Source organism: Streptomyces sp. NPDC026538, from assembly GCF_055567535.1.
The window spans coordinates 110,432-128,598 of the sequence record NZ_JBVHQG010000005.1 but is presented as its reverse complement, the minus strand read 5'-3'; the positions used below and the strand labels follow the sequence as shown (position 1 = coordinate 128,598).

The window sequence follows — 18,167 nt, the reverse complement described above, 5'->3', positions numbered from 1 at the left end:
ACGCGGACACGAAGCAGGGGTGCGGCGCGAGAGCCCGGAGAACACGGACCGCCACGCGGGCGTCGATCCTCGCACGCCCGGCCCACCGCCGCGCAAGCCCCCTGACCGCCAAGTCATCATGTCCGGTTCACAAGACCTCTTTGACTTGATGCGGTCTCCTTCACAAAGTGTCCGGTACCGGGAGCGGCCGCTTCTCGATCGCCGCGGCCATCACCTCGGGAAAGAGATCGGGCGTACAGGCGAACGCCGGTGCCCCCAGCGCGGCGAGCGCGGCCGCGTGCTCCCGGTCGTAGGCCGGCGCCCCCTCGTCCGACAGCGCGAGCAGCGCCACGAACTGCACCCCCGACGCCTTCATCGCCGCGACCCGCTTCAGCATCTCGTGCCGTATCCCGCCCTCGTAGAGGTCGCTGATGAGCACGACGACGGTCTCGGTCGGCCGGGTGATCTGCGACTGGCAGTACGCGAGCGCCCGGTTGATGTCCGTACCGCCGCCCAGCTGGGTGCCGAACAGGACGTCCACCGGGTCGTCGAGCTGATCGGTGAGGTCGACCACCGCCGTGTCGAAGACGACGAGCCGGGTGTCGATGGACCGCATGGACGCCAGCACCGCCCCGAACACCGAGGCGTACACCACCGAGGCCGCCATCGATCCGGACTGGTCGATGCAGAGCACCACTTCCTTCTTCACCGACTGTGACGCCCGCCCGTACCCGATGAGCCGCTCCGGCACGATCGTCCGGTACTCGGGCAGGTAGTGCTTGAGGTTGGCCGCGATCGTGCGGTTCCAGTCGATGTCGTGGTGGCGCGGCCGGCTGATCCGGGCGCTGCGGTCGAGGGCGCCGGTGAGGGTGGCCCGGGTGCGGGTGGCCAGCCGCTTCTCCAGGTCCTCGACGACCTTGCGCACGACCGTCCGTGCCGTCTCCTTCGTCGTCTCCGGCATCGCCTTGTTGAGCGAGAGCAGCGTGCCGACCAGGTGCACATCGGCCTCCACCGCCTCCAGCATCTCCGGTTCCAGCAGCAGCGCGGCCAGCCCCAGTCGGTCGATGGCGTCGCGCTGCATGACCTGGACGACGGAGGACGGGAAGTACGTCCGGATGTCCCCGAGCCAGCGCGCGACCGACGGCGCCGACGCCCCCAGCCCCGCCGAACGCTCCCGCCCCGACTGCGGTCTGTCCCCCTTCCCGTAGAGGGCGGCCAGCGTCCCGTCCATCGCCGCGTCCCGGCCGGACAACGTGCAGCCGGTCCCGTCGGCGGCCTCGCCCCCGAGCACCAGCCGCCAGCGCCGCAGCCGTTCCCGGCCCGTGTCGTCAAGGCCGGTGCCGCCGTCCGTCAGGCCTGCTGTCATCTCCCCACCCCCACGAGGTCGTTGTCCGGTGTTGTCTCGTCGAGGCCGAGCAGCAGCCGCAGCGCCGGCAGTACGGCGGCGGCGCGCTCCTCGTCCGCCTCGGCGCCGAAGCCCGGTGTCCCGCCGGCCTGCCCGGTCGCATCCGCCCGCCTCCCCGGCCCGCGGCGCAGCAACTCGCCGATCGTCCTGCGTACCCCCGGCTCGTACGCCGAGAACGTCCGCCGTAGCAAGGGCAGGACGTCCGTGAACGCGTCCGCCGGCACCCCTGTGAGCCAGGTGTCGACGAGGCCGAGCAACCGCTCGTCGTGGACGAGCAGCATTCCGCCCCCGCCACCCCCGACGAACCCCTCGACCCAGGCGGCCGCGTCCGCGGGCGGAGTCCCCGGCGAGAGCACCAGCCCCATCAGCCGGGCCGCCTCCTCCGGCTCCAGCTCTCCCTCGTCCAGCAGAATCCGCACCGCCCGCCCCCGCAGCACCCCGGGCACGGTGTCCCGCCCCGCCAGCGTGCGCAGCACCGCCCGCCAGCGCCCCCGCAGATCACGGCCGCCGGAATCGACTCGCGTCCCGGGCTCCCCGAGCAGTCCCACCGCCGTGTGCACCGCGTCCACATGGCCCCGCATCTCCTCCGCCGCGTCCGCGTCGAGAGCGGCGCAGGCCGGCGGGAGCCCGACGAAGACCCGCTCGGCGAGGCCGGCGGCCACCTCGGCGAGCGCCCCGGTGTCGGTACCCCGTACATCGCCGTAGCGCAGGGAACGGACCAGGGCCGGCAGGGCCTGGGCGAGTTGGCCGACGTCCGTGTCCAGCGCCGCACGGTCGGCGAGGGCCCGCATCACCACCGGCAGCGCGTCCGGCAGAGCGGCGAGCAGGCAGTGCTCGGCGAGCGCGGTGACGTCGGCGAGGGCGGTCGCCTGCTCCGCGTCGGTCTCGGCCCTGGCCGTCGCGGCACCCTCGACGGTCGTCCCCCATACCCCGGCCTCGGCGACCCGCACCGACAGCTCCGGCTCCCAGCGAAGCCGCCAGGTCTCCCGGAACGTGCCCGTGCTCCCCCGCGACTGCGTCTGCTCACCCCACCCGATGCCGAGCAGCCGCAGCCGGTGCAGGAGCCGGCTGCGCCCGGTGTCGGTCTCCTTGCGCAGGTCGAGCTCCAACTCCCGTTCCAGCGCTTCCGGCTTGAGCCTGAGCCGGCGCTGTTCCCTGGCCAGGTCGCGCTGCAGCGGAACCGCGGGCGCCGTCTCCGGCACCTCCCCGAGCACGTCCCCTACCACCAGCCGGTCGTGCACCAGCGCCAGCGGAACGTCCGAGCCCTCGCAGAGCACCGCCCGCACCGCGTCGGTGGTCTCGCCCAGGCCGGGCAGCGGGCGGCCGCGCATCACGGCGAGGGTCTCGGCCAGCCGTACCGCCTCGATGACATGGGCCGAGGAGACGATCCGGTCCTCCTCACGCAGCAGTCCGGCGACTTTGGTGAGCCACCGCTCGACCGGCCGGTCCGGGGCCCGGAACAGATGCCCGTACCAGCCCGGCGAGTCGATGCCCGCGCCGTACCCGCTCGACCGCGCCAGCCTGCGATTGGTCCACGGCACCCAGGTCAGGTCCGTCTTGACCTTGGGCAGTCCCTTCAGCAGCTCCTTGTCGGCCGCCACAGTGCTCCGCGCGCGCAGCGCCGGCACATGCCACGCCCCGCACACCACCGCCACGTCCTCGCCGAACTCTCGTTGTGCTGAGCGTAGTTGGAGCCGCATGTACGCCTCGCGGACCGGGTCCCGGTCGCGCCCCCCGACCCCGTACGTCTCCCGCAGCACCTCCATCGCCTCCGCCACCGCGGCGAACGGGGCGAGCACGTCCCGCTCCCGCTCCCCGGCCCCGCCCCGGTGCTCGACGACGTCCTCCCACCAGCGCTCGGGGTCGTCGTAACCAGCGGCCTCGGCGAGGGCGGCGAGCGGGTCGACCCGCAGCCGCTCATCGGCGTCGGACTCACCACCCGCGGCCTCGGGTTCGCCGGCCTCGGCGTCGGGTGCACCGGTCTCTGCGTCCGGTCCACCGGTCTCGGCGTCGACAGGCGTCGCCGCTTCCTCACCCGCCCTCCCCCACGCCAGCGTGTGCGTGGCCGGCAGGTCGATGAAGCGGGCCGGGACCTCGTGCTCCAGGGCCCAGCGGATGGCCACCCACTCGGGGCTGAAGTCGGCCAGCGGCCAGAAGGCCGAGCGGCCGGGCTCGTCCACGGCGTGCGCGAGGAGGGCGACCGGGGGCCGCATCTGCGGGTCGGCGGCCAGCGGGATCAGCGCATCGGCCTCGGGCGGCCCCTCGATCAGCACGGCCTTCGGCCGGACGGCCTGCAGGGCGGCCCGCACCGCCCGCGCGGAGCCGGGCCCGTGGTGCCGTACCCCGAGAAGCAGCGGCCCGGTCCGCCGCGCGGAGTCGCTCACGCGCTCACCTCCCGGCAGGCGCGGTAGAAGTCCTTCCAGTCGTCCCGCTCGCGGACGACCGTCTCCAGGTACTCCTGCCAGATCACCCGGTCGGCGGCCGGGTCGCGGACGACCGCGCCGAGGATGCCGGCCGCGACGTCGCCGGCCCGCAGCACGCCGTCGCCGAAGTGGGCGGCCAGGGCGAGACCGCTGGTGACGACGGAGATCGCCTCGGCCGTGGAGAGCGTCCCGCTCGGCGACTTCAGCTTCATGCGGCCGTCCGTGGTGATGCCGTCACGCAGCTCCCGGAAGACGGTGACGACCCGGCGGATCTCCTCGATACCGTCGGGCACGGCGGGCAGGTCGAGGGAGCGGCCGATCTGGTCGACGCGGCGCGCGACGATGTCGACCTCGGCGTCCGGGCTCTCCGGCAGCGGCAGGACGACGGTGTTGAAGCGGCGGCGCAGGGCGCTGGAGAGGTCGTTGACACCCCGGTCGCGGTCGTTGGCGGTGGCGATCAGGTTGAAGCCGCGGACCGCCTGCACCTCCTGCCCCAGCTCCGGGATCGGCAGGGTCTTCTCGGACAGGATCGTGATCAGAGTGTCCTGTACGTCGGCCGGGATCCGGGTCAGCTCCTCGACTCTCGCCGTCATCCCCTCCGCCATGGCGCGCATGACCGGGCTCGGCACCAGTGCGTGCCGGCTCGGGCCGTTGGCCAGCAGCTGGGCGTAGTTCCAGCCGTAGCGGATCGCCTCCTCCGGGGTGCCGGCCGTGCCCTGCACCAACAGGGTCGAGTCACCGCTGACCGCGGCGGCCAGGTGTTCGGAGACCCAGGTCTTGGCGGTGCCGGGCACACCGAGCAGGAGCAGGGCGCGGTCGGTGGCGAGGGTGGCGACGGCGACCTCGACGATACGGCGCGGGCCGACGTACTTCGGTGTGATCACCGTGCCGTCCGGCAGGGTGCCGCCCAGGAGATAGGTGGCCACCGCCCAGGGCGACATCTTCCAGCGGGCCGGGCGGGGCCGGTCGTCCTGCGCGGCCAGCGCGGCGAGTTCGGCCGCGAAGGCGCGCTCGGCGTGCGGTCGCAGCGCACCCTCGGTGGTCGTCGGGTCGGTCGGTTCCACGGACACAGTCATGGCTGAGGCCCCCTCCAGCTCGGCCGGTTCGGATCTGGTGTCCACCGTGCACCACGCCACTGACAATCGCTCTGACCTGCACAAACATGCTCGCAGGGTCGATTGTCAGTGGGGGGATCTACCTTCGATGGCATGACTCAGCAGGGGGTGCGCTGGAGTGCGGACCAGGTGCTGGCACTGGCTCCTGACGCCGCGTCACGCAAGGCGGGAAGCAAGCTCGGAGCGGCGGGGCCGTGGTCCGAGGCGGGGAGTTGCGAGGAGGGGACCGTATGGGGACTGTGCAAGGGCAGCGGCAGCAAGCCGTACCAGACGATCGTGGACATCGCGGACCCGGCCGGGCTCGCGTACAAGTGCAGTTGTCCCAGCCGGAAGTTCCCCTGCAAGCACGCCCTCGGGCTGCTCCTGCTGTGGGCGGGCGAGGACGACACGGTGCCGACGGTGACGGAGCCGCCGGACTGGGCCGAGCAGTGGATCGCGGGCCGACGCAAGCGCGCGGAGGACAAACGGACGGCGGGCGGCGGGAGTTCCCCGGCCGCCGCTGATCCCGAGGCGGCCCGGCGGCGGGCGGAGCGGCGGGCCGAGCGGGTCACGGCGGGCGCCACGGAACTGGAGCAGCGCCTGACCGACCTGCTGCGCGGCGGCCTGGCCGCGGCCGAGCAGGCGGGGTACGGGCTGTGGGAGGAGACGGCGGCCCGCATGGTCGACGCCCAGGCGCCCGGGCTGGCCGCGCGGGTGCGGGAGTTGGGTGCGATACCGGGCTCCGGGCCGGGCTGGCCGGTGCGGCTGCTGGAGGAATGCGCCCTGCTGCACCTCCTCGACCAGGGCTGGCTGCGCCGCGACCGGCTCCCGGAGGGCCTCGCCCCCACCGTCCGCTCCCGTATCGGCCTGCCCGCCTCGGCGGACGGCCCGCCGGTGCGCGACCGCTGGCTGGTCCTCGCCCAGTACGACACGGCGGACGCGAAGCTGACGACCCGCCGGATCTGGTTGCACGGCGCCGACACGGGCCGTACGGCGCTGCTCCTCTCCTACGGTGCGGCCGGCCGCGCCCCGGAGCTGGCGCTGCCGGTCGGTCTCGCCCTGGAGGCGGAGCTCTCCGCCTATCCCGGAGCGGGCGAGCACCGCGCGGCCCTGGGCGAGCGGTTCGCCACGCCCACGCCCCTCTCGATCCGGCCGCCCGGCATGACGACGGCCCAGGCGGCGGCCCGGTACGGGGAGGCACTGCGGGAGGACCCGTGGCTGGAGTCGGTGCCGGTGACGCTGGGCCGGGTGGTGCCCGTCCAGGACGGCGACTCCTGGCAACTGGCCGATGCGGAGGAAGACTTGGCGCTTCCCCTCTCTCCCGCCGCCCGCTCCCGCCCCGGTCTGTGGCGGCTGGTCGCGCTCTCCGGCGGGGCTCCGGTCACGGTCTTCGGCGAGTGCGGCCACCGGGGCTTCACACCCCTGACGGCCTGGCCGGAGCACACGGGCGAAGCGGTACCGCTGTGCTGACCCGACCGGCTCACGCAGCCCGATCAACTCGCACAACCCGACCGTCCCACGGGACCCGACGGACTCGTACAACCCGACCGACTCACGGGACCCGCCGGACTCACACAACCCGACCGACTCACGGAGCCGGGCCGGCTCAAGGAACTCGATCGGCTCGCACAGCCCCGCCGACTCGCAGAAGGGAAACCCCGTGACCGCTTGGGAAGACCTCGTCACCACGGCCCTGCTGGGCACGGACCGGCGTCCGCCCGCGACCGGCGGCCCAGGGCGGGAGGCTCCGGTGGCCCTGCTGGACGACGCGGCCGTGGCGACCGTACGGCGACGGGCCGGACTGCGGCCCGCGCAGGCCGCGCACCGCCCCGAACCGGCACCCGAGGACCCGCGCCCCACGCTGCCGGCCGCGGCGGCGCGCAGGCTGGCGATGCTGCTCTCCGACCGCCCCGGCACCGGTACCGGCGGTCGCCGGGGCACCTCGCCCGACCTCATGGAGCTGCTGCCCCAGTGGCTCGCGGCGGCCAACACGCGCGGGTTCGCCGCGCCCCCGCAGACGCTGCCCGCGCTGCTGGACGCGGCCCGCGGCCGTACCGACCTGCGGCCCGCCGCGCTGGCCTTCGCCGGACCGCGCGCCCTGTGGCTGGCCCGGCTCAACCAGGACTGGCGGTTCGCCCTGCGCGCGGCCCCGGGCGGCGGCGCGAGCCTGCCCGGCCCCGAGGACACCGGCGGGATACGGCGGCTGTGGCAGGAGGGGTTGTTCGCCGAGCGGGTCGCGCTGCTGGCGGCGCTGCGGGCCCGCACGCCCGACGCGGCGCGCGAGCTGCTGGCCGGGACCTGGGCGACGGAACGGGCGGAGGACCGGCTGATGTTCCTCGACTCGCTGCGCACCCAACTGGCCTCCGGGGACGAGCCGTTCCTGGAACTGACGCTGTCGGACCGGAGCCGTAACGTGCGGACGACGGCGGCGGAGCTGCTGTCCGCGCTGCCGGGCTCGGCGCTGGCGGGGCGGATGGCCGTGCGGGCCGGGGCGTGTGTGGCCGTCGACCGCACGGGGGACGGCCCGGCGATCGCCGTGGAGGCGCCGCCGGAGTGCGACCCGGGCATGGAGCGGGACGGGGTGGTGGCCAAACCGCCGAACGGACGCGGTGAACGGTCCTGGTGGCTGGCCCAGTTGGTGGAGGCGGCCCCGCTCGCCACCTGGCCGGCGCGGCTCGGCGGCCGTACGCCCGGGGAGATCGTGGCGCTGCCGGTCGCGGACGGCTGGCAGGGCGAGCTGCACGCGGCCTGGTGCCGGGCCGCCGTACGGCAGGGGGACGCGGAGTGGGCGCGAGCGCTGCTGGGGGTCCCGGCGGCGCCGGAGGCGGGCGGTCCGGGCGCGGTGTCCCTGGCCGAGCGGGCCAAGCTGCTGGGCACGCTGGACGGTGCGGAACGGGCCGGGTGGGTGGCCGGGTTCATCGCGGCGCACGGCCTGTCGGAGGCGTTCCAGCTGCTCGGTGTCTGCGCCGTACCGTGGTCGGCACCGCTCGGCCGGGCCGTGGTGGATGCCCTCAACATCGCTCGGGACGCCGGGAGTTACCCCTGGAGCTTCAGCGGGGTGATGGGCCTGGCCGAGCGCTGTCTGGATCCCGCGGAAGCAGGCCGGCTGGACGCGTTGCTGGCGGTGCCGGACGAAGGGGAGGACGCGTCACCGGGTGCCGGCGGGTACTGGGCCGAGGCGTTCCAGCGGCTCGCGACGACCTTGAGGCTGCGGGCGGTGATGCTGGAGGAACTGGGACCGGCCGGCGACTGAGCACCCGGTGCCGCGAGGGCTCCCGGCGGCCTGCGCCGCCGAGCCCCCGGCGAGGTGAACGGTCTCGTGCCCGGACGCGTTCCGACCGTCACGGCCCGGCCGCCGGGGTCAGGACGGATCGGATCGGGTCCGTCCGGGCAGGGTCGGGTCGGGTCGGGTCGGGCCGCCGTGACGTGAACGCGGGTCACGCCTCCGTGGGCTGCCGGACGTTCTCCCGTACCCACTCCACGATCGACGTCGTCGTCGCCCCCGGCGTGAAGATCGCGGCGACGCCCTTGTCCTTGAGGGGGGCGATGTCGTCCTCGGGGATGATGCCGCCGCCGAAGACGAGGATGTCCTCGGCCTCACGCTGCCTGAGGAGGTCGATGACCGCGGCGAACAGGGTGTTGTGGGCGCCGGAGAGAATGGAGAGGCCGATCGCGTCGGCGTCCTCCTGGATGGCCGTGTCGACGATTTGTTCCGGCGTCTGGTGGAGTCCGGTGTAGATGACCTCCATGCCCGCGTCGCGCAACGCCCGCGCGATGACCTTGGCCCCGCGGTCGTGGCCGTCGAGCCCCGGTTTGGCCACCACCACGCGGATCGGACCGGCTGCCACACCCATCAGTGCCTCCATGACCATGCAACGAGCACGCCAACATGCGTGCGTACCGAGAAGTACCGCACATTTGGCGCGTTCCGCCACCCGTCTCCAGTGAACGAACGTTATCTCCAGCATCCCGCAACCGGCAGTTTCGCGGAGGTTACCGAGGGGGAAATCACACACAGTGGGACACGTCAGGGAGCCGCAGCGTGGTCCGCGGGGGCAACAGGGGCACGCGACGCGGCCCGTCGTCGTACCCTCGCCACCTCCGGTCGGCCTCCCATGAGGGCACACGGGGGACAGAGCCGTCCTCCGCGCGCCGACAGGAGGTCGGCCGATGAAGGTCACCGCGGCACTCGAGCCCTTTATCCCGCTCTGCCGTCGTTTTCTGCCCGGCAGACTCGCCGGCCTGTCGCTGGCCCTTCTGAAGTCGACCGCGCTGGAAGCCGCGATCCTGGCCGGGCACCTGCTGCTCTATCCGACCGGCCTGACCCCGGAGCGCCGCTCCCCCGCCCAGCCCGCGCCGCAGGACGGCACGGCCCTGCTGCCGGTCCGGACGGCCCCGCCGGTCGTGCTGCTGCACGGGTTCATCGACAACCGCTCGGTCTTCGTCCTGCTGCGCCGCACCCTCGCCCAGCACGGCGGCCAGCGCGTCGAGTCGCTCAACTACTCGCCACTGACCTGCGACATCCGCACCGCCGCCGGCCTGCTGGGCCGGCACATAGAGGAGATCTGCCAGCGCACCGGCAGCCGCCGGGTCGACATCGTCGGGCACAGCCTCGGCGGCCTGATCGCCCGCTACTACGTCCAGCGGCTCGGCGGCGACTACCGCGTCCGCACCCTGGTGACGCTCGGTACCCCGCACTCCGGCACCCGGGTCGTGCCGCTCGCGGACGCGCACCCGATCGTGCGGCAGATGCGCCCCGGCTCGGAGGTCATCGAGGAGCTGACCTGGCCCGCGCCCGGCTGCCGTACCCGGTTCGTCAGCTTCTGGAGCGACCTCGACTCACTGATGGAGCCGGTCGAGGCGGCCCGGATCGACCACCCGGACCTCATGGCGACGAATGTGCGGGTGACCGGGATCGGTCATCTGGCCCTGCCCGTCCACCCGGCGGTCGCGACCGGCATACGGCAGGCCCTCGACGAGGTGCACTCGGAGGAGCGGGTCGCGGACGGCCTGACGGTGGCCTGACAGCGACCAGAGGACGAACGGGGCGAGTCGGGTATTCGGGGTGGTTCGGGCGGGCAACGATCGCCCGGCACCACCTGTTTGGACCCCCGCATTCTCGAACACTCCTCGAACACAAGGCCAAACCCGCGCCCGTCGTCCCCCGAAACACGGCCGAATGCCCGTTTCCCGCAACGACGAAACCTGCTGAAGATTGTCGCGCCCGTATACCGCCGGGTACAGTCGCCGCACTGCTCTGGCAGCCCCTGTTGTCGAGGCGAAAGAGAAGTTGGTGAACGACCGTCACCCGTCGGGGACCATGACCACCCCGGCCCCGGCTTCCGACGCCGACCAGGCGCACTACGCGCCGTACGGCACCCAGGAAGCCCAGTACGGCGACTTCACCACGTACGGCGACCACGGCGCTGCCGGCACCTCGTTCCACAGCGACCCGCTCTTCGGCCACCTCCCCGGCGAGGCCCAGGCCACCGGCGCGTACGACGCCACGCAGTGGCAGACGACCGGCCACCACACGCTGAACTACGACCCCTACGCGGCCCAGCACCACGCCGCCTACGACTCCGGCGCCTACGACAGCACCGCGTGGACCATCCCGTCGCAGACCGCGCACACCGCGCAGACCGCGCAGGCGACACAGGGCACGGTCGGCGACGGCAGCGGCCACTGGGACGCGAACGCCTGGCTCCAGCCCGACCAGTCGCACCTGGCCGGCGCCACCCAGCAGTGGGAGTGGGGCACCCAGGTCTTCGACACCGGCACGTACGACGCCACGCAGTGGAACTCCGACGGCACCCCGGCGCAGCCCGCGGAGCCGGAACACGAGCACGAGCACGAGACACAGTCCGCCGAGTCCTTCGAGCACTCGGCGACCCAGACGTTCGAGCAGGTTCCCTTCGAGCAGGTCCCCTACGACGAGTTCGAGGAGTACGCGGAAGACCCCACGGACGCCGGGGAGTTGACCGCGACCGGAGAGCTACCGGCAGTAACGCCACTGCTGGAGGACCAGGAAGAGGTCACTCCGGCCGCTCCTGCCGCGACACGCGCCGGCGCCCGTGCGGGGGCGCGTTCCCGTCGCCGTACGCCCCCCAAGCGCTCCGCGCTGCTGACCGTCGCCGTGCCCTCGGCCTGTGTGATGGGGGTCGCCGGAATCGCGGCCGCCTCCGTCGGCACCCTGACCGGCGGCGAGGGCCAGGACACCACCGCCTCCGCCTCGGACGCGCAGTCGGTGAAACCGTCCGCCGCCAACAGCAAGCTGGACGCCCAGCTGAGGACGCTCTCGGCGGGCGCCGACGACTTCGCGGACCGGGCCAGCCGGACCCAGGAACGCATCGACCTCAAGACCCAGCAGGAGGCCGAGAAGAAGAAGGCGGCGGCGGAGGCGGCCCGCAAGGAGAGGCTGCGCCCCAAGTACGTCCTCCCGGTCACGCAGCGGGGGCTCAGCGCCTACTTCGGCCAGGCTGGCGTGAACTGGATGTCCGTCCACACCGGCATCGACTTCCCCGTCTCCTACGGCACGACGGTGATGGCCGCGACCGACGGCGTCGTCTCCACCAAGTGGAACAGCGCCTACGGCAACATGATGATCGTGACGGCGAAGGACGGCACGGAGACCTGGTACTGCCACCTCTCGTCGTACCGCGTCGCCGCGGGTACGACCGTGAAGGCCGGGGATCCGATCGCGTACTCCGGGAACTCCGGGAACTCGACCGGCCCGCATCTGCACTTCGAGGTCAGGCCGGCGGGGGGCGCCGCCATAGACCCGCTGCCGTGGCTGCGGAGCCACGGACTCGACCCGACCTGATCCTGGTCCTGAACCTGAACCTGGTCAGCAAGCACTGATCAGTGAGCCCGATCAGCAGGCCCCGCTCACTGAGCCCCGCTCGTGGCAGCGGGGCCCAGCCTTCTGTCCTCACAGCGCTCGTGCGGCTACAGCTTCTCCACCGGCGCGTACCGCAGCAACAGCCGCTTCGGCTTGGTGTCGCCGAAGTCGATCGTCGCCTCCGCGTTGCCGCCCGTGCCTTTCACCCCGACGACCGTACCGAGGCCGAACTGGTCGTGGGTGACCCGGTCACCGACGGCCAGCGAGACCACCGGCTTCTCCGAGGTCCGCCGGGTGGCGAAGCCGGACGCGCCGGAAGCCGAGGAGCGCGAACGGGTCGAGGAGAGCGAGGCCGCCACGCCCGACGCGGGCCCGGAGGACACCGGCGCCATCGCCCCGGTCCGCTTCCACTCCAGATACCCGGCCGGGATCTCCTCCAGGAAGCGCGAGGGCGGGTTGTACGAAGGCTGCCCCCAGGCGCTGCGCATCGCCGACCGCGTGAGATACAGCCGCTCCCGCGCGCGCGTGATGCCGACGTACGCGAGGCGGCGCTCCTCCTCCAGCTCCTTGGTCTGGCCGAGGGCGCGCATGTGCGGGAAGACGCCGTCCTCCATGCCGGTCAGGAAGACCACCGGGAACTCGAGGCCCTTGGCGGTGTGCAGGGTCATCAGGGTGATGACGCCGGAGCCGTCCTCGTCCTCGTCGGGGATCTGGTCGGAGTCGGCGACCAGCGCCACCCGCTCCAGGAAGGCGGACAGCCCGCCCGACGCCTCCTCCGCCCCGGACTCCTGCTCGAACTCCAGCGCCACGGAGGCGAGTTCCTGGAGGTTCTCGATCCGGGTCTCGTCCTGCGGGTCGGTGGAGGCCTGCAACTCGGCGAGATAGCCGGTGCGTTCCAGGATCGCCTCCAGGACGGTGGCCGGTCCGGCGCCGGACTCCACGACCGTACGGAGGTCCTCCATCAGCGTGTTGAACCGCTTGACCGCGTTGGTCGACCGCGCGGCCATGCCGTACGCCTCGTCGACGCGCCGGAGCGCCTGCGGGAAGCTGATCTTCTCGCGCTGGGCGAGGGCGTCGATCATCGCCTCCGCGCGGTCGCCGATACCGCGCTTGGGGACGTTGAGGATCCGGCGCAGCGGGACGGAGTCCTCGGGATTGGCGAGGACCCGCAGGTAGGCCAGGACGTCCCGGACCTCCTTGCGCTCGTAGAAGCGGACACCGCCGACGACCTTGTAGGGCAGGCCGACGCGGATGAAGATCTCCTCGAAGACACGGGACTGCGCGTTGGTGCGGTAGAAGACGGCGACATCGCCCGCCTTCGCCTCGCCCGCGTCCGTCAGACGGTCTATCTCGTCGGCGACGAACTGTGCCTCGTCGTGCTCGGTGTCGGCGACATAGCCGGTGATCTGTGCGCCCGCGCCCGCGTTGGTCCACAGGTTCTTCGGGCGGCGGGACTCGTTGCGCTCGATGACCGCGTTGGCGGCGGAGAGGATCGTCTGTGTGGAGCGGTAGTTCTGCTCCAGGAGGATCGTCGTCGCGTTCGGGTAGTCCTCCTCGAACTGGAGGATGTTGCGGATCGTCGCGCCCCGGAAGGCGTAGATCGACTGGTCGGCGTCGCCCACCACGCACAGTTCGGCGGGCGGGAGGTCCTGCTCACCCGGCGGTACGTCCTCCTCGTGCGCGCCGGTGCCGACCAGCTCGCGCACGAGGGCGTACTGGGCGTGGTTGGTGTCCTGGTACTCGTCGACCAGGACGTGCCGGAAGCGGCGGCGGTAGTGCTCGGCGACATCCGGGAAGGCGCGCAGCAGGTTGACCGTCGTCATGATCAGGTCGTCGAAGTCGAGGGCGTTCGCCTCACGCAACCGCGACTGGTACATGGCGTAGGCCTGGGCGAGGGTCTTCTCGAAGCCGTCGCTCGCCCGGGCGGCGAAGTCCTCCTCGTCGACCAGCTCGTTCTTGAGGTTGCTGACCTGGGCGCTGAAGGACTTCGGCGGGAAGCGCTTGGGGTCGAGGTCCAGGTCGCGGCAGACCAGGGCCATCAGGCGCTTGGAGTCCGCGGCGTCGTAGATCGAGAAGGAGGAGGTGAAGCCGAGCTTCTTGCTCTCCCTGCGCAGAATCCGCACGCAGGCGCTGTGGAAGGTCATCACCCACATCGCGTTCGCGCGCGGGCCGACGAGGTGCTCGACGCGCTCCTTCATCTCGCCCGCGGCCTTGTTGGTGAAGGTGATCGCGAGGATCTGGCCCGGGTGCACGTTCCGCGCGCCGAGCAGGTGCGCGATGCGGTGGGTGAGCACGCGCGTCTTGCCGGATCCGGCGCCGGCCACGATCAGCAGCGGGGAACCTGCGTGCACGACCGCCGCCCGCTGGTTCTCGTTCAGCCCCTCCAGGAGCGCGGCCGCGTCCAGGGCCGGGCGGGCGGCGCCGTCGCGGTAGTAGGCGTCCCGGTCCGGGGGCGCGTCGAACTGCCCGCCGAACAGGTCGTCCGGAATCGGCTCCGGTACGTGCTCGTCCTCGGGCGGCGGCGGGGGTCCCTCCTCGTGGCCGCGCGGGGGCTGGAGGCTCGCCAGGAAGCTGTCGTCAAAGAGGCTGCTCATCGCTCTCCGAGTCTAGGGCGCCCCACCGACAACCGGTCCCCACCCCGGAAACTCACCCCGGTCACCCACCAGAATCGGCCCCTCACGGTCAGCGATCACACACCGTGAGCACGGGTGTCCCCGTCTGCCGGGAGTGCTGACCACCCGGCCGCACCGGACAAGTGGCCGCATACCATCCCCGATCAACCGATGCACCCGAGCCGCAACGCCAAGGTCACGAAAATGTATCGGGCATATCGCACATCAAACTTCACACAGAGCACACGAGTTGGCTACCGTGCCGAGCAGGCCGTACGACCCCCACCGGCGAACGTCGCCGGGCCGCACGGCCTCCGCCGAGTCCAGGGTGCCACCGCGCGCCCGGAGCCGGGGACCCACACCGAACCTTGGGGTGAATCGGTCCCGCCTTCCCACCGGGGAACGGACCGTAGGGCAACCCTTCCGAACCACCCGCCCGAACCCGACAGCTAACTCGGTAGGCGGAGCATGGAAGGAGTCGCCCCCGTTGGCGTCGCACCGCAAGTCGCGTCCGTCCGCAACGCGCGTAGCAGGCATACGCACCCCCGCCCTGGCCACCGCCGCCCTCACCTCCGTGGCGCTGCTCTCCCAGACGGCCAACGCCGCGCCCTCCGAGGACGGCAAGCCCAGCCTGGAGGAGGTCGAGAAGAAGGTCGACGCCCTCTACCGACAGGCCGAGTCGGCGACCGAGAAGTACAACGCGGCCAAGGAGAAGACCGGCAGGCAGCGCAAGCAGGTCGACACCCTGCTCGACGACGTCGCCGAGCGCACGGACCGGCTCAACAAGGCGCGTGAGGAACTGGGTTCCTTCGCCGCGGCCCAGTACCGGACCGGGGCCAGCGCCCCCGAGACGGCGACCTTCCTGCTCGCGGACAGTCCGCAGGACTACTTCGACCAGACGCAGCTGATGAATCGGCTGACCTCGCGCCAGAAGGACGCGGTCGACGACTACGCCACCCAGCAGTCCGCGACCATGGCGAAGCGGCAGGAGGCCGCCAAGAGCCTGGAGACGCTCACCGAGACCCAGGACGACCTCAGGACCGCCAAGACCACCGTCCAGACGAAGCTGGCCTCCGCGCGGGATCTGCTGTCGCAGCTGACCGCCCAGGAGAAGGCGCGGCTGGCGGAGATCGAGAAGAAGCAGCAGGCGGAAGCGGCACGCAAGGCGGCGGAGCTCGCGAAGCAGCAGGCGGCGGCCGCGAAGGACACGTCGTCGACGTCGACCTCCAGCGGCTCCTCTTCGTCCTCTTCGTCCTCTTCGTCCTCCTCCTCGTCCGACTCCGCCTACGGGACGAAGGCCGCCAAGGCGATCGCCTTCGCCCGTGCGCAGGTCGGAAAGCCGTACGTCTGGGGCGCCACCGGCCCCGGCTCCTACGACTGCTCCGGCCTCTCCCAGGCCGCCTGGAAGGCCGCGGGCGTCTCCCTGCCGCGCACCACGTACGACCAGGTGAACGCCGGCACCACCGTCTCCCTCGCCGACGCCCAGCCCGGCGACCTGGTCTTCTTCTACGACGACATCAGCCACGTCGGCATCTACATCGGCGACGGCATGATGATCCACGCCCCGAAGCCCGGCGCGTACGTCCGGGAGGAGTCGATCTACTACGGCGGCGAGTCGATCATCCACAGCGTGGTGCGACCGGCCTGAGGGGCGCCGGCGTGCCAGGGGGGCGCGCTGCGATGGCGCGTGCGCCGAGCGCGTGTGGTGAGGGCGACCGTGTTTCCGATGGGGATGACGGCCGCGGCGACGCTGTCGGTCGCGGCCGCCGCCGTGCACGTCCCCTGGCCGAGGTGGCCGGGGCGGGTGCGGGTCGCGGTGGCGGCCTGGCCGGCGGTGGCCGCCGGCGCGGTGGCGGTCACCCGCGCCGCGCTCGCGAAGGCTTCCTGAGGGTCACGTCCACAGCACGGCGATGAAGATGTTCGCCATGGTCAGCAGGCCCACCAGGCCGAAGGCACCCTTCTCCACCTTCTCGTCGTCCCGCTTCACGTAGACGAGCCCGAGGATCACGATCAGCAGCGCGAGCTTCACGCCGATCTTCACGGTGTTGACGTGGTGGTCGTCGGCCTCGTTGAGGCCGACCAGGATCACGCCGGTCACGAGCATGGTGAACGCGCCGTGCAGCATCCCGGGGACGAAGCGGGCCGTGCCCTGGCCCATCGCCTTCATCTGGGTGAGGAAACCGCCGAGGAGCGCGGCGATGCCGATGATGTGCAGGCCGACGAAGAGATGGATGAGTACGCCCATGACCCCGGAGCCTAATCAGGGTCCCCCGGGGCGCCGGGCACCGGCCCCTCCTCCCTCCGCACCCACCACCGCCCGCCGCCCATCGCCCGCTACCCGCCACCACGGCATCGCATATATGCACCCCATAGCACCCCGCGCGCCCCGCTCGCCCCGGAACCGCCGCTTCGGTCATCCCGCCCCGTGAAGCCGACGACTCCGCACCGGAATCCCGGTCACATACCGTCGGGTAACGATCCGGTCACACCAATTCCGTGCATCGCGTTACCAGGCCGACACAGACCGGCCTAGCGTCCTCCCCCAGGTGACCGACTCCCCACCGCCGCCCGGGCCAGGGGCGGCAGTCGGACACCACCGCCGAGAAAGTCCGGCGGCGGCCCGCTCCCCCTGTGCGGGCCGCCGCCGGACGCGTAATCCGCACCCCGCGGCCGTATACGCGCTTCCCCTGGCGTGCGTACGGACCAGACGGCGGTCGTACGAAAGGACGTGACCAGTCCAGGTGGCAGCGCACCGCAAGCCCCGACAGCGCTCGCTCAGCGGCAGTACGGCCCGCACGGCCGCCACCCTCGCCCTGGCGGGCGCGGCCACCGCGACGGGCTTCGAAGGGACCGGACACGCCGAGCCGCAACTGACACCGGCGCAGGTGAAGACCAAGGTGGACCAGCTGTACCAGGAGGCCGAGGCGGCCACCGAGAAGTACGACGGAGCGAAGGAGAAGGCCGACACCGCACAGCGGCGGCTCAAGGCGCTCCAGGACGAGACCGCCCGCAAGCAGGACAGGCTCAACTCCGCGCGGGACGCGCTCGGTCTGGCCGCGGCCGCGCAGTACCGCGACGGCGGTATCGACCCGGCATGGCAACTGGCGCTCTCCAGCGATCCCGACCGGTACCTGGACAACGCCGCGTTCGCCGAACGGGCCGGTGCCGCGCAGGCCGGCGCGGTGGCGCGGGTGCGCCGACAGCTGCGGGAGATCGAGCAGCTGCGCGGCGCGGCGCACGTCGAGCTGACCTCGCTGCGGTCCCGGCAGGCCGAGCTGAAGCGGCAGAAGACCGCCGTCACCGGCAAGCTGGCCGAGGCCCGGCGGCTGCTGGACCGGCTCTCGCCGCAGCAGCGGGCGGCGGTCACGGCGGACGGGGACTCCGCGCGCGCCTCCCGTTCGGCCTCCGGCGCCCGCGCCACCCTGGCCCCGGGCAACGTCGCCGCCCCCGACTCCCGGGCCGCGGCCGCCGTGGCGTACGCATACTCCAAGCTCGGCAGCCCCTACGTCTGGGGCGCGACCGGCCCCTACGCCTTCGACTGCTCGGGACTCGCCCAGGCCGCCTACCGCTCCGCCGGCGTCTCCCTCCCCCGTACCACCTACGCCCAGATCAACGCCGGCCTCCGCGTCTCCCGCTCCGAACTCCAGCCGGGCGACCTGGTGTTCTTCTACTCGGGCATCAGCCACGTCGGCATCTACGTCGGCAACGGACAGATGATCCACGCCCCCAATCCGTCGGCGCCGGTACGGATCGCCCCCATCGACGAGATGCCGTTCGCCGGGGCGACACGGGTGGTGTGAACCCCGTCGGCCA

Annotated in this window: 13 protein-coding genes and 1 riboswitch; of the genes, 7 read left to right on the top strand and 6 right to left on the bottom strand. The window is 72.4% G+C overall.

What is annotated here, in order from left to right:
* Positions 1–160: 160 nt before the first annotated feature.
* The 3 genes from ACZ4N4_RS21005 to ACZ4N4_RS20995 are packed head-to-tail and all read right to left on the bottom strand — an operon-like array spanning position 161 to position 4,883.
* Positions 161–1,345: a VWA domain-containing protein gene (locus ACZ4N4_RS21005; protein ID WP_467590853.1), complete on the bottom strand. Its 1,185-nt coding sequence runs from the start codon at positions 1,343–1,345 to the stop codon at positions 161–163.
* Positions 1,342–3,768, bottom strand: coding sequence for a DUF5682 family protein (locus ACZ4N4_RS21000; protein WP_467590850.1), 2,427 nt, complete (start codon positions 3,766–3,768; stop codon positions 1,342–1,344). The genes ACZ4N4_RS21005 and ACZ4N4_RS21000 overlap by 4 nt, the downstream gene beginning before the upstream one ends.
* Complete coding sequence (locus tag ACZ4N4_RS20995) at positions 3,765–4,883, bottom strand: ATP-binding protein (RefSeq protein WP_467590847.1); 1,119 nt, start codon at positions 4,881–4,883, stop codon at positions 3,765–3,767. The genes ACZ4N4_RS21000 and ACZ4N4_RS20995 overlap by 4 nt, the downstream gene beginning before the upstream one ends.
* A gap of 132 nt (positions 4,884–5,015) precedes the next feature.
* Here ACZ4N4_RS20995 and ACZ4N4_RS20990 point away from each other — a divergent pair, with 132 nt between their 5' ends.
* Both ACZ4N4_RS20990 and ACZ4N4_RS20985 read left to right on the top strand, forming a co-directional pair.
* A complete protein-coding gene (locus ACZ4N4_RS20990; RefSeq protein WP_467590845.1) occupies positions 5,016–6,371 on the top strand; it encodes an SWIM zinc finger family protein in 1,356 nt (451 codons plus the stop codon).
* A 148-nt stretch (positions 6,372–6,519) separates the two neighbouring features.
* Positions 6,520–8,154 (top strand): DUF5691 domain-containing protein, encoded by a 1,635-nt coding sequence (locus tag ACZ4N4_RS20985; RefSeq protein WP_467591799.1) that lies wholly within the window; start codon positions 6,520–6,522, stop codon positions 8,152–8,154.
* Positions 8,155–8,338: 184 nt separating this feature from the next.
* Here ACZ4N4_RS20985 and ACZ4N4_RS20980 read toward each other — a convergent pair whose 3' ends face one another.
* Positions 8,339–8,755: a cobalamin B12-binding domain-containing protein gene (locus ACZ4N4_RS20980; protein WP_467590842.1), complete on the bottom strand. Its 417-nt coding sequence runs from the start codon at positions 8,753–8,755 to the stop codon at positions 8,339–8,341.
* A gap of 316 nt (positions 8,756–9,071) precedes the next feature.
* Here ACZ4N4_RS20980 and ACZ4N4_RS20975 point away from each other — a divergent pair, with 316 nt between their 5' ends.
* Both ACZ4N4_RS20975 and ACZ4N4_RS20970 read left to right on the top strand, forming a co-directional pair.
* Complete coding sequence (locus tag ACZ4N4_RS20975) at positions 9,072–9,926, top strand: esterase/lipase family protein (protein WP_467590839.1); 855 nt, start codon at positions 9,072–9,074, stop codon at positions 9,924–9,926.
* A 268-nt stretch (positions 9,927–10,194) separates the two neighbouring features.
* A complete protein-coding gene (locus ACZ4N4_RS20970) occupies positions 10,195–11,724 on the top strand; it encodes a M23 family metallopeptidase (RefSeq protein WP_467590836.1) in 1,530 nt (509 codons plus the stop codon).
* A gap of 125 nt (positions 11,725–11,849) precedes the next feature.
* On the opposite strand, the gene pcrA is transcribed toward ACZ4N4_RS20970, so the two are convergent.
* Complete coding sequence (gene pcrA / locus ACZ4N4_RS20965) at positions 11,850–14,336, bottom strand: DNA helicase PcrA (protein ID WP_467590833.1); 2,487 nt, start codon at positions 14,334–14,336, stop codon at positions 11,850–11,852.
* A gap of 323 nt (positions 14,337–14,659) precedes the next feature.
* Positions 14,660–14,833, top strand: a riboswitch (cyclic di-AMP (ydaO/yuaA leader).
* 8 nt (positions 14,834–14,841) lie between these two features.
* Between pcrA and ACZ4N4_RS20960 the strand changes: the two genes are divergently transcribed.
* Together ACZ4N4_RS20960 and ACZ4N4_RS20955 are read left to right on the top strand one after the other, a co-directional pair.
* A complete protein-coding gene (locus ACZ4N4_RS20960) occupies positions 14,842–16,002 on the top strand; it encodes a C40 family peptidase (protein ID WP_467590830.1) in 1,161 nt (386 codons plus the stop codon).
* Between the two features lie 78 nt (positions 16,003–16,080).
* Entirely contained in the window at positions 16,081–16,242 is a 162-nt protein-coding gene (locus ACZ4N4_RS20955; protein ID WP_467590827.1) for a hypothetical protein, read from the top strand.
* 3 nt (positions 16,243–16,245) lie between these two features.
* Here ACZ4N4_RS20955 and ACZ4N4_RS20950 read toward each other — a convergent pair whose 3' ends face one another.
* Complete coding sequence (locus tag ACZ4N4_RS20950) at positions 16,246–16,599, bottom strand: hypothetical protein (RefSeq protein WP_467590824.1); 354 nt, start codon at positions 16,597–16,599, stop codon at positions 16,246–16,248.
* Between the two features lie 496 nt (positions 16,600–17,095).
* Between ACZ4N4_RS20950 and ACZ4N4_RS20945 the strand changes: the two genes are divergently transcribed.
* Positions 17,096–18,154 (top strand): C40 family peptidase, encoded by a 1,059-nt coding sequence (locus tag ACZ4N4_RS20945; protein ID WP_467590821.1) that lies wholly within the window; start codon positions 17,096–17,098, stop codon positions 18,152–18,154.
* Positions 18,155–18,167 lie beyond the last annotated feature (13 nt).

What these genes read in the sequence shown, in the direction of transcription:
- ACZ4N4_RS21005 (WP_467590853.1), bottom strand. Translation starts at nt 1,345, where the DNA reads ATGACAGCAGGCCTGACGGACGGCGGCACCGGCCTTGACGACACGGGC.
- ACZ4N4_RS20995 (WP_467590847.1), bottom strand. Translation starts at nt 4,883, where the DNA reads ATGACTGTGTCCGTGGAACCGACCGACCCGACGACCACCGAGGGTGCG.
- ACZ4N4_RS20990 (WP_467590845.1), top strand. Translation starts at nt 5,016, where the DNA reads ATGACTCAGCAGGGGGTGCGCTGGAGTGCGGACCAGGTGCTGGCACTG.
- ACZ4N4_RS20980 (WP_467590842.1), bottom strand. Translation starts at nt 8,755, where the DNA reads ATGGGTGTGGCAGCCGGTCCGATCCGCGTGGTGGTGGCCAAACCGGGG.
- ACZ4N4_RS20975 (WP_467590839.1), top strand. Translation starts at nt 9,072, where the DNA reads ATGAAGGTCACCGCGGCACTCGAGCCCTTTATCCCGCTCTGCCGTCGT.
- pcrA (WP_467590833.1), bottom strand. Translation starts at nt 14,336, where the DNA reads ATGAGCAGCCTCTTTGACGACAGCTTCCTGGCGAGCCTCCAGCCCCCG.
- ACZ4N4_RS20955 (WP_467590827.1), top strand. Translation starts at nt 16,081, where the DNA reads ATGGGGATGACGGCCGCGGCGACGCTGTCGGTCGCGGCCGCCGCCGTG.
- ACZ4N4_RS20950 (WP_467590824.1), bottom strand. Translation starts at nt 16,599, where the DNA reads ATGGGCGTACTCATCCATCTCTTCGTCGGCCTGCACATCATCGGCATC.